This window comes from Streptomyces sp. NPDC101776 (assembly GCF_044766845.1).
Classification (GTDB): Bacteria; Actinomycetota; Actinomycetes; order Streptomycetales; family Streptomycetaceae; genus Streptomyces.
Genome location: NZ_JBIWMV010000019.1, coordinates 19,114 through 37,692 on the forward strand (window position 1 = coordinate 19,114; position 18,579 = coordinate 37,692).

Below are 18,579 nucleotides of genomic sequence, written 5' to 3' on the forward strand. Positions count from 1 at the left end.
CTCATCGCGGCGACGTCGTTTACTTTAGCCCACCGCTGGCTAGAGACGAAATCCGGTTTTGGCACGGTGGCGGATCGGGTTGGGGCGGGCGTGGTCGAGGGCCACGAGGAAGACGGAGAGGGCGTAGAAGGCGAGGCCGAGGAGGAGGGCGTTGCCCAGGACGCTCTTGTAGCCGTGCTGTTCGACGTTCAGGAAGGAGTAGAGGTAGCGGCCCGGTGCGCCGGGGAGGATCAGTTCCCCTCGGACCAGGTACACCGCCAGGTATGTCATCGGGTACAGCAGCCACGTCGCCGCCATCCGTACGTGCAGCCGGCCGGGGGTGGTCAGGAACAGCCAGTCGATCACCGCCGCGATCGGTGTCACCGTGTGCAGGACCTGGTTCGTCACGGCCTGCCAGCCCGTGGGGGCCGTCGTCCCGCCCGTCATCGCGAACGGGCTCGACGCGTGCGCCAGGATCAGGTGGTACACCAGGCCGGTGATCGTGATGTAGAGCAGAGCCGCGCCCGTGACCAGCGGGGAGAGGGGGCGGCGGGCCGTCCAGGCTCGGCGGGCCGTGGCGATCATGACCAGGGCCAGCACGATGTTGCTCTGGATCGTGAAGTACGTCAGCACCCGGATCGGGCTGCCGAGGAACAGGTCGACGGTCACCGCCGCTGCCGCCACCAACGCGACCAGCAGTCGGTACGCCGCCGTCAGCGGGCGACGGTACGGGGCCACCACCGCGGTGGCGGGAACGGGTGAGGCGAGCAGCGCGGGCATGCCGGGTACCGCGGGGAGGTCCGGGATGTCCCTGGGTATCGGGGCGGTCATGTCCTCACGCTAGGCAGCGGGGACGAAACGGGCGATACGGGTGGGCTGGATGAGGTACCCCGTCCGCTCTGCACCCTGCCCTCGACCCTGAACGTGCCCCCGCCTCGCCCATGTCTCTGACCCGGCTACTCCCCACTCCCGGCCCTCTGCCCCTGCTCTCCGGGCTGGCCCCCCGGTTCCCACAGGCCCCCCACCCGGGTACCTCAACTCCCCCCCCGAGTCTCCGAGGTACCCGCCCCCCACCGAGCCCCGGTAGCCCCGGTGCTGCCCTCCCCCCCCCCGACGACCTACTCCCGCCCCACCAACGTCAACAACGAAGCCTCCGGCGGACAAGCGAACCGCACCGGCGTGTACCGATTCGTCCCGCACCCCGCCGACACGTGCAGATACGACGTCCGCCCCTCCGCCGTATGCCGGGAAAGGCCCTTCACCCGGTCCGTGTCCAGGTCGCAGTTGGTGATCAGGGCGCCGTAGAAGGGGATGCAGAGCTGGCCGCCGTGGGTGTGGCCCGCGAGGGTCAGGGGGTAGCCGTCCGCGGTGAACGGGTCCAGTACCCGGAGATACGGCGCGTGCACCACGCCCATCGAGAAGTCGGCGTCGTCCGACGGGCCGCCGGCCACGCGCGCGTAGCGGTCGCGTTTGATGTGCGGGTCGTCGAGGCCGGTCAACTCCACCGACGCGCCCTCGAGTTTCAGCGTGCCGCGCGTGTTCGTCAGGTTGAGCCAGCCCGCCCCGTCGAAGCCGTCCCGCAGGTCCTCCCACGGGTTGTGGATGATTCCCACGACGGGCGGGTTGCCGTTCAGGCCGTGGCGGCCCGCGCTCTTCTCCAGCAAGTACCGGGCGGGGTTACGGGGTTTGGGGCCGTAGTAGTCGTTGGAGCCGAAGACGTACGCCCCCGGGAACTCCATCAGCGGGCCGAGCGCGTCCAGGACCTCAGGGATGGCCTCCGGGTCGGAGAGGTTGTCCCCGGTGTTGATCACGAAGTCGGGGCGCAGGCCCGCCAGCGAGCGCAGCCAGCGCTGCTTCTTGCGCTGGCCGCCGACCATGTGGATGTCGGAGACCTGGAGGACTCTGAGCGGGCGCATGCCGGGGGGCAGGACCGGGACCGTCACCCGGCGCAGTCTGAAGGAGCGGGCCTCGAAGCCCGCCGCGTAGACCAGACCGGCGGCACCGGCCGCCGCAATTCCCAGGGGTACTCCGTATCGCGCGCGCATTCCTCCATCGTGTCAGACCCCACTGACATGCCTGACACCCCGTTCGCCGCCGCCTCCTAAATCCGCGGGCGGCCGACCTCACGCACCTGCGAGAATCAAACCCATGACCACCACGCTCAAGTCGAAGCTGCAGGAAGACCTCAACACCGCGATCAAGGCGCACGACAAGCTGCGTTCCTCCACGCTCCGGCTGACGCTCACCGCGATCACCAAGGAGGAGGTCGCGGGCAAGGAGAAGCGCGAGCTCTCCGACGACGAGGTCCTCAAGGTGATCACCAAGGAGGCGAAGAAGCGCCGCGAGGCCGCGGACGCCTTCGCGCAGGGCGGCCGCCCCGAGCAGGCCGAGCAGGAGAAGGCGGAGGGCGTGATCCTCGCCGAGTACCTGCCCAAGCAGCTCGGTGACGAGGAGCTGACCGCGATCGTCTCCCAGGCGGTCGCGGAGGCGAAGGCCGCCGGCGCCGAGGGACCGCGCGCCATGGGTGCCGTCATGAAGATCGTGAACCCGAAGGTGGCCGGCCTGGCCGAGGGCGGCCGCGTCGCCGCCGTGGTGAAGAAGCTCCTCGCCGGCTGACCCACCCACGACTTTCTACGACGACGGGGGCGCCCCTTGCGGAAAGGGGCGCCCCCGTCGTCGTAGACGAAGAGCCTGAACGGCCGGTGGCCGCGGGGGAGTTGGTTGGCTACCCCCGGTTGCCGCCGTTCCCGTTGCCGTTGTTGCCGCCGTTCGACGTGCCCTGGATGAAGCCGTCCGGGAGGGAGAACGTCGGGTCCGGGGTGGTGCCGCCGTCGGTCGTGCCGGTGGTGGTGCCGTCGGTGGTCGCGCCGCCGTTGTCGTTGTTCTTGCCGCCGTCGTTGTTCTTGTCCTTCTCCTTGACGGGGTCCGGGATGTTGACGAGCTGGAAGTTCTCGACCTGCTTGCCCTCCAGGGCGCCGGTCATGGCGTCCTTCCAGATCGGGCCGGGAGTGTCGGCGCCGTAGACCTGGTCGTGCCAGACGCCGCCGATGCGGATGGAGGTCATCTCGATGTTCTGCTTGGCGCTGCCGACCCAGACCGCGCCGGCCAGGTTCGGGGTGTAGCCGACGAACCAGGCGTTCTTGCGGGAGTCCGTCGTACCCGTCTTACCGGCGCTCTGGCGGTCGGTGAGGCCGGCCTCCTGGCCGGTGCCGGAGTCGACCACGCCGCGCAGCACGGTGTTGATGGTGTCGGCGGTCTTCTTGCTCATCGCCCGCGAGCAGGTGGACTTGGGGACGGCGAGCGACTTCTGTTCGTTGCCCACCTTCTGCGTGATGGACTCGATGGCGATCGGCGTGCAGTACGTGCCCTCGTTGGCGAAGGTCGCGTACGCGGTGGCCATCGTCAGCGGCGAGAGGCCCTTGGAGCCGAGCGCGATGGCCGGGACCTCGGGGATCTTGTCGCCGTTGCCCTGCACGACGCCGAGCTTGTTGGTCATGCTCACGACGGGGCAGAGGCCGATGTCGGAGATCATCTGCACGAAGTAGGTGTTGACCGACTTGGCCATCGCCTCCTTCAGCGCGTACGGACCGTGCTCCGACTCGCTCTCGTTCTCCACCGTCGCGCCGCCCGTGTTGACCCAGTTCTTGCCGCTGCAGGTCGAGACGGGGCTCGGGTAGTCCATCGTGTACGGCGACGGGTACTGCTGGGTGGCCGGCAGGCCCTGCTCCAGCGCCGCCGCCGCGACGAACGGCTTGAACGTCGAACCGGTCGGGAAGCCGAAGTTCGAGCCGCCCATGTCGGCGTTGACCGAGTAGTTGTACTCCGTCTCGTTCTTGCCGTAGCCGTACGGCTTCGACTGGCCCATGCCGAGGATCTTGCCGGTGCCCGGCTCGACGAGGGTGGCCGCGGCGGCGACCGAGTCCGACTTGTAGATGTGGTCCTTGAGCGAGGCCTGCACCGAGTCCTGGGCCTGCGGGTCCAGGGTCGTACGGATCGTCAGGCCGCCCTGGTTCCAGATCTTCGCGCGGGCCTCCTTGGTCTTGCCGAAGACCGGGTCGCTCAGGAAGACCTTCTCGACGTACTTGCAGAAGAAGCTGGCGCCCTTGACCGCGGTGATGCAGCCGTTCTTCGGCTGGCTGACCTTCAGGCCGAGTTCGCTCTGCTCGGCCTTCGCGGCGTCCGCCTTGGAGATGTCGCCGACCTCGGCCATGCGGGCCAGCACGGTGTTGCGGCGCTTCTTGGCCTCGGCCTCGTCGTTGATCGGGTCGTAGCGCGTGGGCGACTGGACGATGCCCGCGAGGAGTGCCGACTGCTGGAGGTTCAGGTCCTTGGCGTGCTTGGAGAAGTAGCGCTCGGACGCGGCCTCGACGCCGTAGGCCTGCTCTCCGAAGAAGGTGATGTTCAGGTAGTTCTCGAGGATCTTCTTCTTGCCGAGCTTCTCCTCGATCTGGATCGCGTACTTCAGCTCGCGGACCTTGCGGCCCAGCGTCTGCTGGGTGGCCTCGGCGACCTTCGTCGGGTCGTCGCCGGCCTCCTCGACGAAGTAGTTCTTCACCAGCTGCTGCGTGAGGGTCGAGGCGCCCTGGGACACCCCGCCGCTCTGCGCGTTCTTGTTGAGGGCGCGCAGGACGCCCTTGAGGTCGATCGCTCCGTGCTGGTAGAAGCGCGAGTCCTCGATCGCGACGATCGCCTTCTGCATGTACGGCGCGATGTCCTTGAGCTCCACCACCGTGCGGTCACGGGAGTAGACCGAGGCGATCTGGTTGCCCTTGCTGTCCAGGATCGTGGTGCGCTGGCTGAGCTGAGGGCTCTTCAGATTGTCCGGGATGTCGTCGAACCCCTGGACCGAGCCTTTGGCGGCGAGCCCCAGCGCGCCGGCCGCGGGCAACGCGATTCCGGCCATGACGGCACCGGCGAGCACACTGACACCGAGGAACTTGGTGGCCTGCTGCAGAGGGGACAGACCACCACCCGAGCGCTTTTTTGGCATGGGGGCAGCCTACGTTCTCATTCGCCGGACACGTGTATAGGCCTTGGCCTAAGCTGCTCTCAACTGTCACAGCAGAGCGGTCACGTATCAATACGTCCGGCGACCCCGAATCGTTCCGGTCGTTCCTCAGTTTTTTGTCGGGGGCGTGTCCGAATCCGCCTCCTGTGTCACCTGGTGCCCCTTGTGGCGCATGTCAACTGTCCCGGTTTGCCGGGAAAGTCACGCATGTCGCCAGCTCACTCCCCCGGGTGATCTGCCGCTTACCCATAGTCCGTTCGGGCCATTCAAGATTGGGCCCGAAGGGGGTGTTGCGCTGTGCCCACCTTCCGTAACGTCCTCAACTGGCGGCGGTGAATATGCCGCTGCCGCCGTGGGGGAGCCTCGATTCGGGAGAGGACGGCGCCGGTATGGGCTGGGTAACCGACTGGAGTGCGCAGGCGGCCTGCCGCACTACCGATCCGGATGAACTGTTCGTTCAAGGAGCAGCGCAGAACAGGGCGAAGGCAGTGTGCACCGGATGTCCGGTACGCACGGAGTGCCTCGCCGATGCGCTCGACAACCGCGTCGAATTCGGCGTGTGGGGAGGAATGACGGAGCGGGAGCGCCGCGCACTGCTGCGCAGGCGGCCCACTGTCACTTCATGGCGCCGGCTACTGGAGACCGCGCGCATCGAGTACGAGCGAGGGGTCGGCATCATCCCCCTCGACGACGACGAGATCTACGAGAACTACGCGGCGGTGGGCTGACGCCCACCGGTCCCTTCGGGGCCTACCTCGGGCGATCCCCGGGGCACGCGCCCGGAGGTCCGCGTCAGACCTGCGTCTCGGGCAGCTCCGGCCGACCGGCCGCGAGCCGGTTCCCGATGTCCCGCAGCCCCGCGAGGTCGTGCACATCGCCGGGCAGCGCGGCCACTTCGGCCACGGCCACCTCGGGGTGGCGTGCGGTGAAGCGGTCACGTGTGCGCTGCTCACGGGAGAGCAGTCGCATGCGTTCGGCGTGCAACTTGAGCAGGCCTGCGGTGAGTTGGTCCACGGATCGCTCGTCGGACCGCTCGTCGCCGGGCGGCTGGTCGTCCGTGGCGGCGGACCGCTCCTGGTCCGTGTCGGCGGGGGAGCCTTCGTCAGGAGCTGCGGCACGGGCTGTCGTCTCGGAAGCGGGAGATCTGGGACCGGGAGATTCTGAACTTCCGTACGTGTCGGGAGAGTTACGAAGTCCAGCTTTCCCGCCCACCTGATCGACAATGCGGGTCTCTTCAAGATTTTCCGCGGCGGCGAGTGCCCGCTCGGCCGACAGCCGGGCGGCACCACTGCCGTGCACCCGGTTGAGCACCAGACCGGCCAGCGGCATCTCCTCGGCCGCCAGCCGCTCCACGAAGTACGCGGCCTCGCGCAGCGCGTCCCGCTCCGGGGCCGCGACCACCAGGAACGCGGTGCCGGGCGCCTGAAGCAGCTTGTACGTCGCGTCCGCGCGCGTGCGGAACCCGCCGAAGGTGGTGTCCATGGCGGAGATGAACGTCTGGATGTCCTTGAGGAGTTGACCCCCGAGCAGCTTGCCCAGGGTGCCCGTCATTATCGACATGCCGACGTTGAGGAACTTCATCCCGGCCCGGCCGCCCAGCTTCGCCGGTGCGGTCAGCAGCCGGATCAACTTGCCGTCCAGGAACGAGCCGAGACGTTTCGGCGCGTCCAGGAAGTCGAGCGCCGAGCGGGACGGCGGGGTGTCCACGACGATCAGGTCCCAGTCGTGCTGGGCGCGCAACTGGCCCAGCTTCTCCATCGCCATGTACTCCTGCGTGCCCGCGAAGCCCGCCGAGAGCGACTGGTAGAAGGGGTTGTTCAGGATCGCGGCCGCCCGCTCACGGTCCGCGTGCGCCTCGACGATCTCGTCGAAGGTGCGCTTCATGTCGAGCATCATGGCGTGCAGTTCGCCGCCCCCGTCGACGCCCTTCACCCGCCTCGGCGTGTTGTCCAGCGAGTCGATGCCCATGGACTGGGCGAGCCGCCGGGCCGGGTCGATGGTCAGGACGACGACTCTCCGCCCCCGCTCGGCCGCCCGCAGCCCGAGCGCCGCCGCGGTGGTCGTCTTGCCGACCCCGCCCGAGCCGCAGCACACCACGATGCGGGTCTCCGGGTCGTCGATCAGCGGGTCGACGTCGAGCACGCGCGCGTGGGAGATGTGGTGGGAGCGGGAGCCCTGGGCGGTGTTCTGTGCGCGGGCCGTATCCGGACTCATGACATCCCCTGCTTCCGCAGCTCGCTGGCGAGTTCGTACAGGCCCGCGAGGTCCATGCCCTCGGCGAGCAACGGCAGCTCGTGCAACGGCAGGCCCTGCTCGCCGAGCACCGCCCGCTGGTCGTGCTCCAGCGCGTACCGCTCGGCGTACTCCTCGGCCTGCGCGAGCAGCGGATCCACCAGCTTCTCGGCGTTGCCGCCGCGCCGGGCCCCGCCGAGGCCCGCGGCGGACAGCGACTGCGCCACGGCGGTGCGCGGCACGGCCCGTACGAGATCCAGGTCGGTCGCGTCCAGCACCTCGGGCCGCACCATGTTCACGATGATCCGGCCCACCGGCAGCCGGGCCGCCCGCAGTTCGGCGATGCCGTCCGCGGTCTCCTGGACGGGCATCTCCTCAAGGAGCGTCACCAGGTGCACGGCCGTCTCCGGGGACTTCAGGACCCGCATCACCGCCTGTGCCTGATTGTGTATCGGGCCGATCTTCGCGAGCCCGGCGACCTCGTCGTTGACGTTCAGGAAGCGGGTGATGCGGCCGGTGGGCGGCGCGTCCATGACGACGTAGTCGTAGGCGAACCGCCCGCTCTTCTCCTTGCGGCGTACGGCCTCGCAGGCCTTGCCGGTCAGGAGGACGTCCCGGAGGCCGGGCGCGACCGTGGTCGCGAAGTCGATCGCCCCGAGTTTCTTCAGGGCGCGGCCGGCGCTGCCCAGTTTGTAGAACATCTGGAGGTAGTCCAGAAGGGCCCGTTCGGGGTCGATGGCCAGGGCGTACACCTCCCCGCCCCCGGGAGCGACGGCGATCTTCCGCTCCTCATAGGGCAGCGTCTCCGTCTCGAAGAGCTGCGCGATGCCCTGGCGACCCTCGACCTCGACGAGAAGCGTCCGCTTCCCCTCGGTGGCCAGGGCCAGCGCGAGGGCCGCGGCTACCGTGGTCTTGCCGGTACCGCCCTTGCCACTGACGACCTGGAGCCTGCTCACGTCTTCGAGCCTAACCAGTCCGCGCCCGAACCAACCGGGAGGCTGTGGATAACGCGACGGACAGCCCGACGGATACGCGACGGACACGTGCCGGACAACGCGGCCACGGGCGGCCGGTTCGCAGCCGCTAAAGTCGGCCGCATGACCAAGTGGGAATACTCGACTGTGCCGCTGCTCGTCCACGCCACGAAGCAGATTCTGGACACCTGGGGCGAGGACGGCTGGGAGCTCGTCCAGGTCGTGCCCGGGCCGAACAACCCCGAGCAACTGGTGGCCTACCTCAAGCGGGAGAAGGCATGAGCGCCGTCGAGGCCCGGCTGGCCGAGCTCGGTCTGACCCTGCCGGCGGTCGTCCCGCCGCTCGCCGCGTACCAGCCCGCCGTGCAAAGCGGTGTCTACGTGTACACCTCCGGCCAGTTGCCCATGGTGGACGGCAAGCTTCCGGTCACCGGCAAGGTGGGCGCCGAGGTCACCGCGGAGGAGGCCAAGGAACTGGCCCGCACCTGCGCGCTGAACGCCCTCGCGGCGGTCAAGTCCGTCGCCGGTGACCTGGATCGCGTCGCGCGCGTGGTGAAGGTCACCGGCTTCGTCGCCTCCGCCTCCGACTTCACCGGCCAGCCCGGTGTCGTCAACGGCGCCAGCGAACTCCTCGGCGAGGTCCTCGGCGACAAGGGCGTGCACGCGCGGAGCGCGGTCGGCGTGGCGGTACTGCCGCTGGACTCACCGGTCGAGGTCGAGATCCAGGTGGAGCTGACGCAGGCGTAGTCGCTGTCCCGGAGTGCGTGACCGGGCGTGATCGGTGTCCTGGAGTGCACGTTGTTGCCTCTCGAACATCCGCGCGCTACGGGATAGCCTCCGCCCATGGCGAACGGTCAGTGGTACCCGGAGGAGTGGCCCGAGCGCATCAGGGCGCTCGCGGAGGGCCGGCTCACTCCGGTGGAGCCCCGGCGGGCGGCCACGGTGATGCTCCTCAGGGACACCGGCACCGACACCGGCCCCGCCGTCCACATGCTGCGCAGACGCGCCTCCATGGCCTTCGCCGGGGGCGCGTACGCGTACCCGGGCGGCGGTGTCGATCCGCGCGACGACGACCTTCACGTCCGCTGGGCGGGCCCCACGCGCGCGTGGTGGGCGGACCGGCTGGGCGTCGACGAGACGGCGGCCCAGGCGATCGTGTGCGCGGCGGTCCGGGAGACGTACGAGGAGGCGGGCGTCCTGCTCGCCGGCCCGACCCCCGACTCCGTGGTCGGCGACACCACGGGCCCCGACTGGGAGACGGACCGGGCCGCCCTGGTCGCCCGTGACCTGTCCTTCGCGGAGTTCCTCGACCGCCGGGGCCTGGTCCTGCGCTCCGACCTGCTGGGCGCGTGGGCCCGCTGGATCACCCCGGAGTTCGAGACCCGCCGCTATGACACGTGGTTCTTCGTGGCGGTCCTCCCGGAGGGCCAGCGCACCCGCAACGCCTCCACGGAGGCCGACCGTACGGTGTGGATCACCCCGGGCGAGGCGGCGTCGTCGTACGACAAGGGCGACCTGACGATGATGCCGCCCACCATCGCGACCCTGCGCGGCCTGATCCCTTACGGCAGTGCGGCCGAGGCGCTGTCGTCGGCCCCGGAGCACGATCTGACCCCTGTCCTCGCCCGGGCCAGCCTGGCGGACGGCGAGATCGTGCTGGCGTGGCCGGGTCACGAGGAGTTCACGAAGCACATCCCTGTGGGCGGGGCGCCGGCATGACGGGTCCGGCGAGAGACACCCCGCGCATCCACCCCACCGCACCTCACCCCAGAGAAGGCGCCCCCGCATGACCGACGCAGCCGCTCTCCCCGGCCAGCCACGTGGCGGGGTCCTCGCCGGACCCGCCACCGCGCGTGCCGTCAACGTGCTCGCGCCCAACGCGTCCGTGATGACCCTGGACGGGACGAACACGTGGATCGTCGCGGAGCCGGACTCCGAGTCGGCCGTGGTGATCGACCCGGGGCCGCTGGACGAGGGGCATCTGCGCAACGTCGTCGATGTGGCGGCGAAGGCGGGCAAGCGGATCGCGCTGACCCTGCTGACGCACGGACACCCCGACCACGCGGAAGGCGCCGTCCGCTTCGCCGAGTTGACCGGTACCAAGGTGCGCGCGCTGGATCCGGCGCTGCGGCTCGGGGACGAGGGGCTGGGTGCCGGGGAGGTGATCCGGGTCGGCGGGCTGGAGCTGGTCGTCGTGCCGACGCCCGGGCACACCGGAGACTCCCTGTGCTTCCATCTCCCGGCCGATCAGGCCGTCCTGACCGGGGACACCGTCCTGGGGCGCGGTACGACCGTCGTGGCGCATCCTGACGGCCGCCTGGGCGACTATCTGGACTCGCTGCGGCGGCTGCGGTCCCTCACGGTCGACGACGGCGTCCACACCGTCCTGCCGGGCCACGGGCCGGTGCTGGACGACGCCCAGGGTGCCGTCGAGTTCTATCTCGCCCACCGCGCCCACCGGCTCGCCCAGATCGAGACGGCCGTCGAGAACGGTCACAGCAGCCCGGCCGAGGTCGTCGCCCACGTGTACGCGGACGTCGACCGCTCCCTGTGGCCGGCGGCGGAACTGTCGGTGCGGGCCCAGCTGGACTACCTCAAGGAACACGGCCTGATCTAGGCGACGGTCTGATCCGGTCCCTGGGGGCGCGGGGTCTTCACTCCGTGCACGCGCGCGTACTCGGCGGCCAGCCACGGGCCCAGATCGTCGACGTACGACCGCAGCACGCGCGCGTCTCCCGTCGGCCCATGACCGAGGACGGCCGCCCTGCGCAACTCCGCCGCCCGCCCGGGGTAGTACGCGGCGAACGCCTCGGCCATCTCCCCGAGGTCGCTGGTCCAGCCGTTCCAGCGGGGCATCACGAGGGTGAAGCCGGTGCGGACCAGGTGCCGGGACATGAAGCGCACCAGGGGGCGCCGGGCCGTGTCCGTGTCCTCCGTGGACGCGATCCGCTCGCGCCAGCGGGGGAGCAGCAGCCCCAGGTCGCCGTTCGTCTCCCGGGCGAGCAGCGAGTCGGGGCGGTAGCGGGGCAGGTCCTCGGCGAGGTCCTCCCCGAGCAGCGGTGTGCACAGGCAGGCCACGAACCACCCCAGGTCGTACGTCTCCGGCTCGCTCAGCAGCCGTGCCCAGCCGTACAGCAGCGTGCCGACGCCGTCGATCTCCGGGAACTCCTTGTCGAGCGCCTCGCCGAGGTCGCGGGCCGCGGAGCGGTCCTCCTCGGTCGGCTCCCGGCGGGTCACCACCAGCAGGTCCAGATCGCTGCGCCCCACGCGCGCGGTGCCGCGCGGGATCGACCCGTAGAGGTACGCGCTGTTGAGGCGTCCCCCGTAGAGGTCGATCAGCCGGTCCCGCGCGGTGGCGACGACCGGTCGGAAGGCGTGCGGGACGCGTCCCAGGGAGCCCTCGCGTTCGATGTATCCCTGGGCGTCGAGCCCTCTGTGGGGGACGGTTTCGGCCATGGGATCACTGTGCCGGGAGACGGGCCCCGGGGGAGTGCTTTTCCGGTCGTCGTCCTCCGGTGTCCCGAAGCCGTACGGGGTCATCGCCAGCGGAACATCCTCAGTCCGCGGCTGTAGTCGCCGGCCTCGCAGGCGACGGCCACCAGGTCGCCGTTCGCGGCCACGAGGGACTCGAACGCGGTGCCGCGCAGCTTGCGCCGGGCCACGACCCGGCCGTCGGCGGGGTCGAGCACGCTGAGGCGGCCGCCGTACTCGTGGACGACCAGCAACCGGCCCTGGTGGGCGAGTTGGGTGTCCTGGTAGGTCTCCTCGCCGTGCCACTCCCAGAGGAACGCGCCGGTGGAGAGGGAGTACGCCCCGAGCCGGTTGCCCCGGTCGAGCTCGGTCCTGTCCTTGGGGACCAGCCCCACCACCAGGACGTCACCGGTGACGGCGATCCGCTCGCCGAACCTCTCGTAGCCGTCCGGCGGGGCGAGCGTCACGCCGTCCGCGCCGTCGTCGTCCAGCACGAGCAGCCGGTGCTCGGCGCGTGCGCCGCGGACGCGGGTCCGCAGGGTCGCCACGAAGGGCTGCGCGCTGATCACGGACACGCTCTCCAGGCCCGGGTCCGTGAGGTCGTGCTTCCAGCGGATCTCGCCGGTCCGGAGGTCGAGGGCGCGCATCACCGGCCGCGTCTCCCAGTCCTTCCAGGACTCGCCGGCCGTCGCGAGGAGACCTCCGCCGAGGGCGACCTTGGCCGGTATGTGCCCCAGGAGGGCCGCGTCCTGCTTCCGGCGTCGTACGACCTCTCCGGTGTCGACGGCCAGCCAGGTGAGGCCGACGCGCTTCACGTCCCGGCGGCCGTCGTCGCAGTGCAGCACCACGACCGCGCCGTCGTCGAGGTCCGGGGAGGCCAGGGCGACGGCCTGCGGGCCCGGTGGGCGCCAGGTCCACAGCGGTGCGCCCGTGGTGGCCCGGAACGCCTCTAACCGGTCGGCGTGGGCGATGACGACGGCGTCGGCCTTCAGCCACAGGCCCAGCGGCTTCAGACCGCCGTCGGCGTGGTCGTCGGCGCTCCTCCACAGGGAGCGCGCCGATCTTCGCCACCAGGAGTGCCTCCAGGCCGACTCCGGTGCTCTGTCCTCGTCCATCCCCACCCCTTGGGTCCCCACCCGGCCACACGCGAAGGGCCCCGCAATACGAGCAGGGCCCTTCGTAGTCGTACGAAAACTGTCCTCAGCGAGCAGCGAGCAGTCGTCGGCCGGCGGTCCTCAGCGGGAGCGCTTGGCCAGTCGCTCCACGTCCAGCAGGATCACCGCGCGGGCCTCCAGGCGGAGCCAGCCGCGGCCCGCGAAGTCGGCGAGCGCCTTGTTGACCGTCTCGCGGGACGCGCCGACCAGTTGGGCCAGCTCCTCCTGCGTGAGGTCGTGCACCACGTGGATGCCCTCCTCGGACTGCACGCCGAAGCGGCGGGAGAGGTCCAGCAGGGCGCGGGCCACGCGTCCGGGGACGTCCGAGAAGACCAGGTCGGACATCGCGTCGTTGGTCTTGCGCAGCCGGCGGGCGACCGCGCGCAGCAGCGCGGAGGCCACCTCGGGGCGGGCGCTCAGCCAGGGCTGGAGGTCGCCGTGGCCCAGGCCCAGCAGCTTGACCTCGGTCAGCGCGCTGGCGGTCGCCGTGCGCGGGCCCGGGTCGAACAGCGACAGCTCGCCGATCAGCTCCCCGGGGCCGAGGACGGCCAGCATGTTCTCGCGGCCGTCCGGGGAGGTGCGGTGGAGCTTCACCTTGCCCTCGGTGACCACATAGAGCCGGTCTCCGGGGTCGCCCTCGTGAAAGAGGGAGTCCCCGCGCGCGAGGGTCACCTCACTCATGGAGGCGCGCAGCTCCGCGGCCTGATCGTCATCGAGCGCCGCGAAGAGCGGGGCGCGCCGCAGAACGTCGTCCACGAGTTCTCTCCTTGTCGACCTGCTCAGGGGATGGTGCTCCCCCTTGTTACCAGGGGACCGTGCTCCCCATTTTGCTGGACCGTCCAAACAGTGTGATCTGTCACAAGGATGCCGCACAGGTGTCCCGAGGTAAGCGGCAGGGGTCCAATTGGGGGCTGATCTTCGGGGTCCGGGGCGGATGTCAGTGGTGGGCTCTAGGCTGGCCGGGTGTCCAAATCGCCGGTGAGAGCACAGGCCAAGGGGGCTGGGCGGATGGTTGTACCTCGTGATTCCGCTGTGGGCGAACAGGGCCCTGACGGCGGTAGGAAAGTGGTGAAAGGGGCAAAAGGGGTGGCTGCTGTGAAGGCCGAATCGCACACCGCTCTGGTCCGCCGTGCCCGCCGCATCAATCGCGAACTGGCCGAGATCTATCCGTACGCCCACCCGGAGCTCGACTTCGAGAACCCGTTCCAGCTCGTGGTCGCCACGGTCCTGTCCGCCCAGACCACCGACCTGAGGGTCAATCAGACGACGCCGGCCCTGTTCGCCAAGTACCCCACCCCCGAGGATCTGGCCGTCGCCGACCCGGAGGCGGTCGAGGAGATCCTCCGCCCGACCGGGTTCTTCCGGGCCAAGACCAAATCGGTGATAGGGCTCTCCAAGGCGCTGGTCGAGGACTTCGGGGGCGAGGTCCCGGGGCGGCTCGAAGATCTCGTCAAGCTGCCCGGTGTGGGCCGCAAGACCGCCTTCGTGGTGCTCGGCAACGCCTTCGGGCGGCCCGGGATCACCGTGGACACGCACTTCCAGCGGCTCGTACGACGCTGGAAGTGGACCGAGGCGACCGAGCCCGACAAGATCGAGGCCGCCGTGGGAGCGCTCTTCCCGAAGAGCGACTGGACGATGCTCTCGCACCACGTGATCTTCCACGGCCGCCGGATCTGCCACGCCCGCAAGCCCGCCTGCGGCGCCTGCCCCATCGCCCCGCTCTGCCCGGCGTACGGCGAGGGCGAGACCGACCCGGAGAAGGCGAAGAAGCTGCTCAAGTACGAGAAGGGCGGCTATCCCGGCCAGCGCCTGAACCCTCCGCAGTCCTACCTGGACGCGGGCGGGAAACCGGCGCCGCCCCTGGGATCGGCATGACGACGACGTCGGGGGCCGGATGACGGAACGATCTCGGAGGTATCGGGCGTTGATCGGTGTGAACGGGGGTGGGGGATGACACGCGCGAGCAATACCCAGGGTGTGGGGCTCGACAAGGAGGGGCTGCCCGACTGGCTGGATCCGGTGGTGCACGCCGTGGAGACGGTCGAGCCGTTGCAGCTGAGCCGGTTTCTGCCGCCGGAGGACGGGGCGGGTCGGCAGTCGGCGGTGCTGATCCTCTTCGGAGAGGGCGATCGGGGGCCCGAGCTGCTGCTCATGGAGCGGTCGACGTCACTGCGGTCGCATGCCGGGCAGCCGTCCTTCCCCGGTGGCGCTCTCGACGCCGAGGACGGTGATCCGACGGGCGACGGGCCCTTGCGGGCCGCTCTCCGCGAGGCCGAGGAGGAGACCGGGCTCGACCCGGCCGGAGTGCAGCTCTTCGGGGTGCTGCCCAAGCTGTACATCCCGGTGAGCGGCTTCGTGGTGACACCGGTGCTGGGCTGGTGGCGGGAGCCGACACCGGTGGGCGTGGTCGACCCGAACGAGACGGCCAGGGTGTTCACGGTCCCCGTGGCGGATCTCACGGATCCGGCCAACAGGGTCACGGTCTCGCACCCCAGCGGCTTCCTGGGTCCGGCATTTCTGGTCGAATCGGCACTTGTCTGGGGTTTCACGGCCGGAGTCATCGACCGCCTGCTGCACTACGCGGGCTGGGAGCGCCCCTGGGACCGCGAGAAGCAGGTCCCCCTCGACTGGCGGTCATGACAAGGTGTCCGTCGTGCTGTGTCTTCCCGGGGGACGCCGTATCCGATTGCCGCTCCGCGGCGGGCCGGCCCCCCGACCGACCTGGAGTGATCGCGAAGTGCTGAGGCGAGGCCTGAACCGGTGAACGTGCTGGACATCCTGTTGCTGGTCGCCGCCGTGTGGTTCGCGATCGTGGGCTATCGCCAGGGGTTCGTCGTCGGCATCCTGTCGGTGATCGGGTTCCTGGGCGGCGGCCTGGTCGCCGTCTACACACTGCCCGTGCTCTGGGACGCGCTGACCGACAAGTCGGAGGTCAGCACCACCGCGGCCGTCGTCGCGGTGATCGTCGTCATCGTCTGCGCCTCCGTCGGCCAGGCCCTGACCACCCACCTCGGCAACAAACTGCGCCGGTACATCACCTGGTCCCCGGCCCGCGCGCTGGACGCGACCGGCGGCGCCCTCGTCAACGTCCTCGCGATGCTCCTGGTCGCCTGGCTGATCGGCTCCGCCCTGGCCGGCACCACCCTGCCGACGCTCGGCAAGGAGGTCCGCAGCTCCAAGGTGCTGCTGGGGGTGTCCCGGGCGCTGCCCTCGCAGGCCGACACCTGGTTCGCGGACTTCTCCTCGGTCCTCGCGCAGAACGGCTTCCCGCAGGTCTTCAGCCCCTTCGCGAACGAGCCGATCAACGACGTCCAGCCGCCCGATCCGGCCCTCGCCTCCAGCGCGGTCGCCACCCGCGCCCAGCAGTCCATCGTCAAGGTCATGGGCACCGCCCAGAGCTGCGGCAAGGTCCTGGAGGGCAGCGGCTTCGTCTTCGGCGACCGCCGCGTCATGACCAACGCGCACGTCGTCGGCGGCGTCGACGAACCCACCGTCCAGATAGGCGGCGTGGGCCGCAAGTACGACGCCAAGGTCGTCCTCTACGACTGGCACCGCGACATCGCCGTACTCGACGTACCGGACCTGAAGGCGCGCTCCCTCCAGTTCGCGACCAAGGACGCCACGAGCGGCAACAGCGCGATCGTCGCCGGCTTCCCGGAGAACGGGTCGTACGACGTCCGTGCCGCCCGCGTGCGGGGCCGCATCACGGCCAACGGCCCGGACATCTACCACCGCGGCACGGTCCGCCGCGATGTGTACTCGCTCTACGCGACGGTCCGTCAGGGCAACTCCGGCGGCCCGCTGCTCACGCCCGAGGGCAAGGTGTACGGCGTGGTCTTCGCGAAGTCCCTCGACGACCCCGACACCGGGTACGCGCTCACCGCGGACGAGATCCAGGAGGACATCGTCAAGGGGCGCAGTGCCAACGAGCAGGTGGACAGCGACAGTTGCGCGCTGTGAGGCGCCGGCCGCTGTGAAGAGGTGGGTGCGTCAGCCTCGGGGATGACGCAGCCGTACCGAGACCCATCGGGCCCGGCGGCGCAGAATGCGCGGGATCCCCACCCTGAGGTCTGTGCCCTGGAGTTGCGGGGCGCCTCGCTGGTGGGAGCTCAGACCGTGGTCCGAGCGGCGATTGCGTGCTGCGTCACTGTAGTCGTGCGTCCAGCCCATACCCCTCCGTCTGCCCCTGCCCCAAGGTCGATAACCACCCCTTGGGGCCCCAATTGGCGTATGCGCGAGGCAAGTAGCCGTTCGTAGGACAGGTGTTCAGATCCGGATACCGGGCGCGGCGGGACGGTCACCGAACGGTCATCGGTCGGGTTCGGGGTCCTTGAGCCAGTTGACCAGTTCGGTGGAGAAGACCACCGGGTCCTCCTCGTGCGGGAAGTGCCCGAGACCGTCGAACAGCCGCCAGCGGTACGGCGCTTCGACGTACTCCCCGGAACCCGCCGCGCTGCGGGTGCGCAGCACCGGGTCCAGCGAGCCGTGCAGATGCAGCGTCGGCACCCGCACCGGGCGCTTCATGCGCCGGTTGAACTGGATGCCGTCCGGGCGTGCCATCGACCGCACCATCCAGCGGTACGGCTCGATCGAGCAGTGCGCGGTGGACGGGATCAGCATGGCCCGCCGGTACGCCTCGATCGCCCCGTCGTCCGGCAGCCGCGGGCCGGACCAGTCGCGGATCAGGGTGCCCACCAACTCGGCGTCCTCGGCGATCAGTTGCCGCTCGGGCAGCCAGGGGCGCTGGAACCCCCAGATGTAGGAACTCGCCGCCGACTGCTTGACGTCGGAGAGCATCGCGTTGCGCCAGCGCCGGGGGTGCGGCATCGAGGAGACGGCGAGCCGGCGCACCAGCTTGGGGCGCATCGCGGCGGCCGTCCACGCGAGATAGCCGCCCAGGTCATGGCCGACGAGCGCGGCGTCCGGCTCCCCGAGGGAGCGGATCACGCCGGTGATGTCGAGGGCGAGGTTGGCCGGGTCGTAGCCGCGCGGGGTGCGGTCGCTGCCGCCGACGCCCCGCAGGTCCATGGCGACGGCCCGGAACCCGGCGTCGGCCAGCGCGCCCAACTGGTGCCGCCAGGTCCACCAGAACTGGGGGAAGCCGTGCAGCAGCAGCACCAGCGGCCCGTCGCCCACCTCCGCGATGTGGAAGCGCGCGCCGTTGGCCGCGACATCCCGGTGGGTCACCTCGCGCCCGCCGGGAATGTCGAGTCGTACGACCGAAGCAGGTTGTGCCCAAGGATGGGCGGGGTCCGTCATGAGGACGAGCGTGCCACAGCCTCGATGGCTTCGGGGACACGGTCCTCGATCGCCGCGCGTGGATGCGGCTTGGCGTTGCCGAGGACGCCCGCGGTCTCCTTGACCGACGCGGCCACCTTCTGCGGGCCCTTGCTCTTCGCTGCCTTCTTGAAGAAGAGCACGCCGATCAGGCCGAGGACGATCGCGACGAGCACGTTCGCCGCGAAGGAGAGCAGGAAGCAGAGCGCCATGTTCCAGCCGCTCCAGGTGCGGATGCCGTACGCCAGCGCGAAGTTGAGCATCGGCAGGGAGAACAGCAGGACCACCGCGGCGACCGTGAACGCGCCGCTGCCCACCGCGCCGCGCTTGACGTCCTGCTTGAGCTGCGCCTTGGCCAGCGCGATCTCGTCGTGCACCAGCGCGGACATCTCGGTCGTCGCCGAGGCGAACAACTGGCCGATGCTGCGTTCGGCGCCGACCGGGCTGCCGTCGGGTGCGCTCATCGCGTACTCCCTCTTCCGCAT

20 protein-coding genes are annotated in these 18,579 nt (G+C 70.1%); 9 read left to right on the forward strand and 11 right to left on the reverse strand.

Annotated elements, in window-relative coordinates; all coding sequences use genetic code 11:
* Nucleotides 1-39: 39 nt before the first annotated feature.
* Together ACIRRY_RS39760 and ACIRRY_RS39765 are read right to left on the reverse strand one after the other, a co-directional pair.
* Nucleotides 40-810 carry a Pr6Pr family membrane protein gene (locus tag ACIRRY_RS39760; RefSeq protein WP_403983104.1) on the reverse strand — a complete coding sequence of 257 codons (771 nt, stop codon included), beginning with the start codon at nucleotides 808-810 and terminating at the stop codon, nucleotides 40-42.
* Between the two features lie 287 nt (nucleotides 811-1,097).
* A complete protein-coding gene (locus tag ACIRRY_RS39765; RefSeq protein ID WP_403983106.1) occupies nucleotides 1,098-2,024 on the reverse strand; it encodes a metallophosphoesterase in 927 nt (308 codons plus the stop codon).
* Between the two features lie 103 nt (nucleotides 2,025-2,127).
* On the opposite strand from ACIRRY_RS39765, the gene ACIRRY_RS39770 reads away from it, so the two are divergent.
* A complete protein-coding gene (locus ACIRRY_RS39770) occupies nucleotides 2,128-2,595 on the forward strand; it encodes a GatB/YqeY domain-containing protein (protein ID WP_403983109.1) in 468 nt (155 codons plus the stop codon).
* Nucleotides 2,596-2,704: 109 nt separating this feature from the next.
* Here ACIRRY_RS39770 and ACIRRY_RS39775 read toward each other — a convergent pair whose 3' ends face one another.
* Nucleotides 2,705-4,969: a transglycosylase domain-containing protein gene (locus ACIRRY_RS39775; RefSeq protein ID WP_403983111.1), complete on the reverse strand. Its 2,265-nt coding sequence runs from the start codon at nucleotides 4,967-4,969 to the stop codon at nucleotides 2,705-2,707.
* A 407-nt stretch (nucleotides 4,970-5,376) separates the two neighbouring features.
* On the opposite strand from ACIRRY_RS39775, the gene wblA reads away from it, so the two are divergent.
* Nucleotides 5,377-5,715, forward strand: a complete 339-nt coding sequence (gene wblA / locus ACIRRY_RS39780) for a transcriptional regulator WblA (RefSeq protein ID WP_019063745.1) — start codon at nucleotides 5,377-5,379, stop codon at nucleotides 5,713-5,715.
* A 64-nt stretch (nucleotides 5,716-5,779) separates the two neighbouring features.
* On the opposite strand, the gene ACIRRY_RS39785 is transcribed toward wblA, so the two are convergent.
* The gene (locus tag ACIRRY_RS39785; protein WP_403983114.1) at nucleotides 5,780-7,201 is read right to left on the reverse strand and encodes an ArsA family ATPase; all 1,422 of its coding nucleotides are present in this window, start codon (nucleotides 7,199-7,201) and stop codon (nucleotides 5,780-5,782) included.
* Nucleotides 7,198-8,175, reverse strand: a complete 978-nt coding sequence (locus ACIRRY_RS39790; protein ID WP_403983116.1) for an ArsA family ATPase — start codon at nucleotides 8,173-8,175, stop codon at nucleotides 7,198-7,200. The genes ACIRRY_RS39785 and ACIRRY_RS39790 overlap by 4 nt, the downstream gene beginning before the upstream one ends.
* Nucleotides 8,176-8,316: 141 nt before the next feature.
* On the opposite strand from ACIRRY_RS39790, the gene ACIRRY_RS39795 reads away from it, so the two are divergent.
* The 4 genes from ACIRRY_RS39795 to ACIRRY_RS39810 all read left to right on the forward strand — a co-directional run bounded on the left by ACIRRY_RS39795 (nucleotide 8,317) and on the right by ACIRRY_RS39810 (nucleotide 10,809).
* Complete coding sequence (locus ACIRRY_RS39795; RefSeq protein ID WP_019063748.1) at nucleotides 8,317-8,475, forward strand: DUF4177 domain-containing protein; 159 nt, start codon at nucleotides 8,317-8,319, stop codon at nucleotides 8,473-8,475.
* Nucleotides 8,472-8,939, forward strand: coding sequence for a RidA family protein (locus ACIRRY_RS39800; protein ID WP_403983118.1), 468 nt, complete (start codon nucleotides 8,472-8,474; stop codon nucleotides 8,937-8,939). Before ACIRRY_RS39795 ends, ACIRRY_RS39800 begins: the two co-directional genes overlap by 4 nt.
* 96 nt (nucleotides 8,940-9,035) lie before the next feature.
* On the forward strand, nucleotides 9,036-9,911 hold the full coding sequence (locus tag ACIRRY_RS39805; protein WP_403983121.1) for an NUDIX hydrolase: 876 nt from the start codon (nucleotides 9,036-9,038) through the stop codon (nucleotides 9,909-9,911).
* Between the two features lie 67 nt (nucleotides 9,912-9,978).
* Nucleotides 9,979-10,809 carry an MBL fold metallo-hydrolase gene (locus ACIRRY_RS39810; protein WP_403983123.1) on the forward strand — a complete coding sequence of 277 codons (831 nt, stop codon included), beginning with the start codon at nucleotides 9,979-9,981 and terminating at the stop codon, nucleotides 10,807-10,809.
* Here ACIRRY_RS39810 and ACIRRY_RS39815 read toward each other — a convergent pair.
* From ACIRRY_RS39815 to ACIRRY_RS39825, 3 genes are all read right to left on the reverse strand, one after another.
* Nucleotides 10,806-11,648: a nucleotidyltransferase domain-containing protein gene (locus ACIRRY_RS39815; protein ID WP_403983125.1), complete on the reverse strand. Its 843-nt coding sequence runs from the start codon at nucleotides 11,646-11,648 to the stop codon at nucleotides 10,806-10,808. The genes ACIRRY_RS39810 and ACIRRY_RS39815 overlap by 4 nt on opposite strands.
* Nucleotides 11,649-11,728: 80 nt before the next feature.
* Nucleotides 11,729-12,778, reverse strand: coding sequence for a PQQ-binding-like beta-propeller repeat protein (locus tag ACIRRY_RS39820; protein WP_403983127.1), 1,050 nt, complete (start codon nucleotides 12,776-12,778; stop codon nucleotides 11,729-11,731).
* 120 nt (nucleotides 12,779-12,898) lie between these two features.
* Complete coding sequence (locus ACIRRY_RS39825) at nucleotides 12,899-13,573, reverse strand: Crp/Fnr family transcriptional regulator (protein ID WP_019063754.1); 675 nt, start codon at nucleotides 13,571-13,573, stop codon at nucleotides 12,899-12,901.
* Between the two features lie 252 nt (nucleotides 13,574-13,825).
* Between ACIRRY_RS39825 and nth the strand changes: the two genes are divergently transcribed.
* The 3 genes from nth to ACIRRY_RS39840 all read left to right on the forward strand — a co-directional run bounded on the left by nth (nucleotide 13,826) and on the right by ACIRRY_RS39840 (nucleotide 16,777).
* Nucleotides 13,826-14,692, forward strand: coding sequence for an endonuclease III (gene nth, locus ACIRRY_RS39830; RefSeq protein WP_403983129.1), 867 nt, complete (start codon nucleotides 13,826-13,828; stop codon nucleotides 14,690-14,692).
* 75 nt (nucleotides 14,693-14,767) lie between these two features.
* On the forward strand, nucleotides 14,768-15,457 hold the full coding sequence (locus tag ACIRRY_RS39835) for an NUDIX hydrolase (RefSeq protein WP_403983132.1): 690 nt from the start codon (nucleotides 14,768-14,770) through the stop codon (nucleotides 15,455-15,457).
* 120 nt (nucleotides 15,458-15,577) lie between these two features.
* On the forward strand, nucleotides 15,578-16,777 hold the full coding sequence (locus tag ACIRRY_RS39840; protein WP_403983135.1) for a MarP family serine protease: 1,200 nt from the start codon (nucleotides 15,578-15,580) through the stop codon (nucleotides 16,775-16,777).
* 30 nt (nucleotides 16,778-16,807) lie between these two features.
* On the opposite strand, the gene ACIRRY_RS39845 is transcribed toward ACIRRY_RS39840, so the two are convergent.
* The 3 genes from ACIRRY_RS39845 to ACIRRY_RS39855 form a co-directional block, all read right to left on the reverse strand.
* Nucleotides 16,808-16,987 (reverse strand): hypothetical protein, encoded by a 180-nt coding sequence (locus tag ACIRRY_RS39845; protein ID WP_078623198.1) that lies wholly within the window; start codon nucleotides 16,985-16,987, stop codon nucleotides 16,808-16,810.
* Between the two features lie 138 nt (nucleotides 16,988-17,125).
* Nucleotides 17,126-18,076 (reverse strand): alpha/beta fold hydrolase, encoded by a 951-nt coding sequence (locus ACIRRY_RS39850; protein WP_403983137.1) that lies wholly within the window; start codon nucleotides 18,074-18,076, stop codon nucleotides 17,126-17,128.
* Nucleotides 18,073-18,558 (reverse strand): phage holin family protein, encoded by a 486-nt coding sequence (locus ACIRRY_RS39855; protein WP_403983140.1) that lies wholly within the window; start codon nucleotides 18,556-18,558, stop codon nucleotides 18,073-18,075. Before ACIRRY_RS39855 ends, ACIRRY_RS39850 begins: the two co-directional genes overlap by 4 nt.
* Between the last annotated feature and the right edge of the window lie 21 nt (nucleotides 18,559-18,579).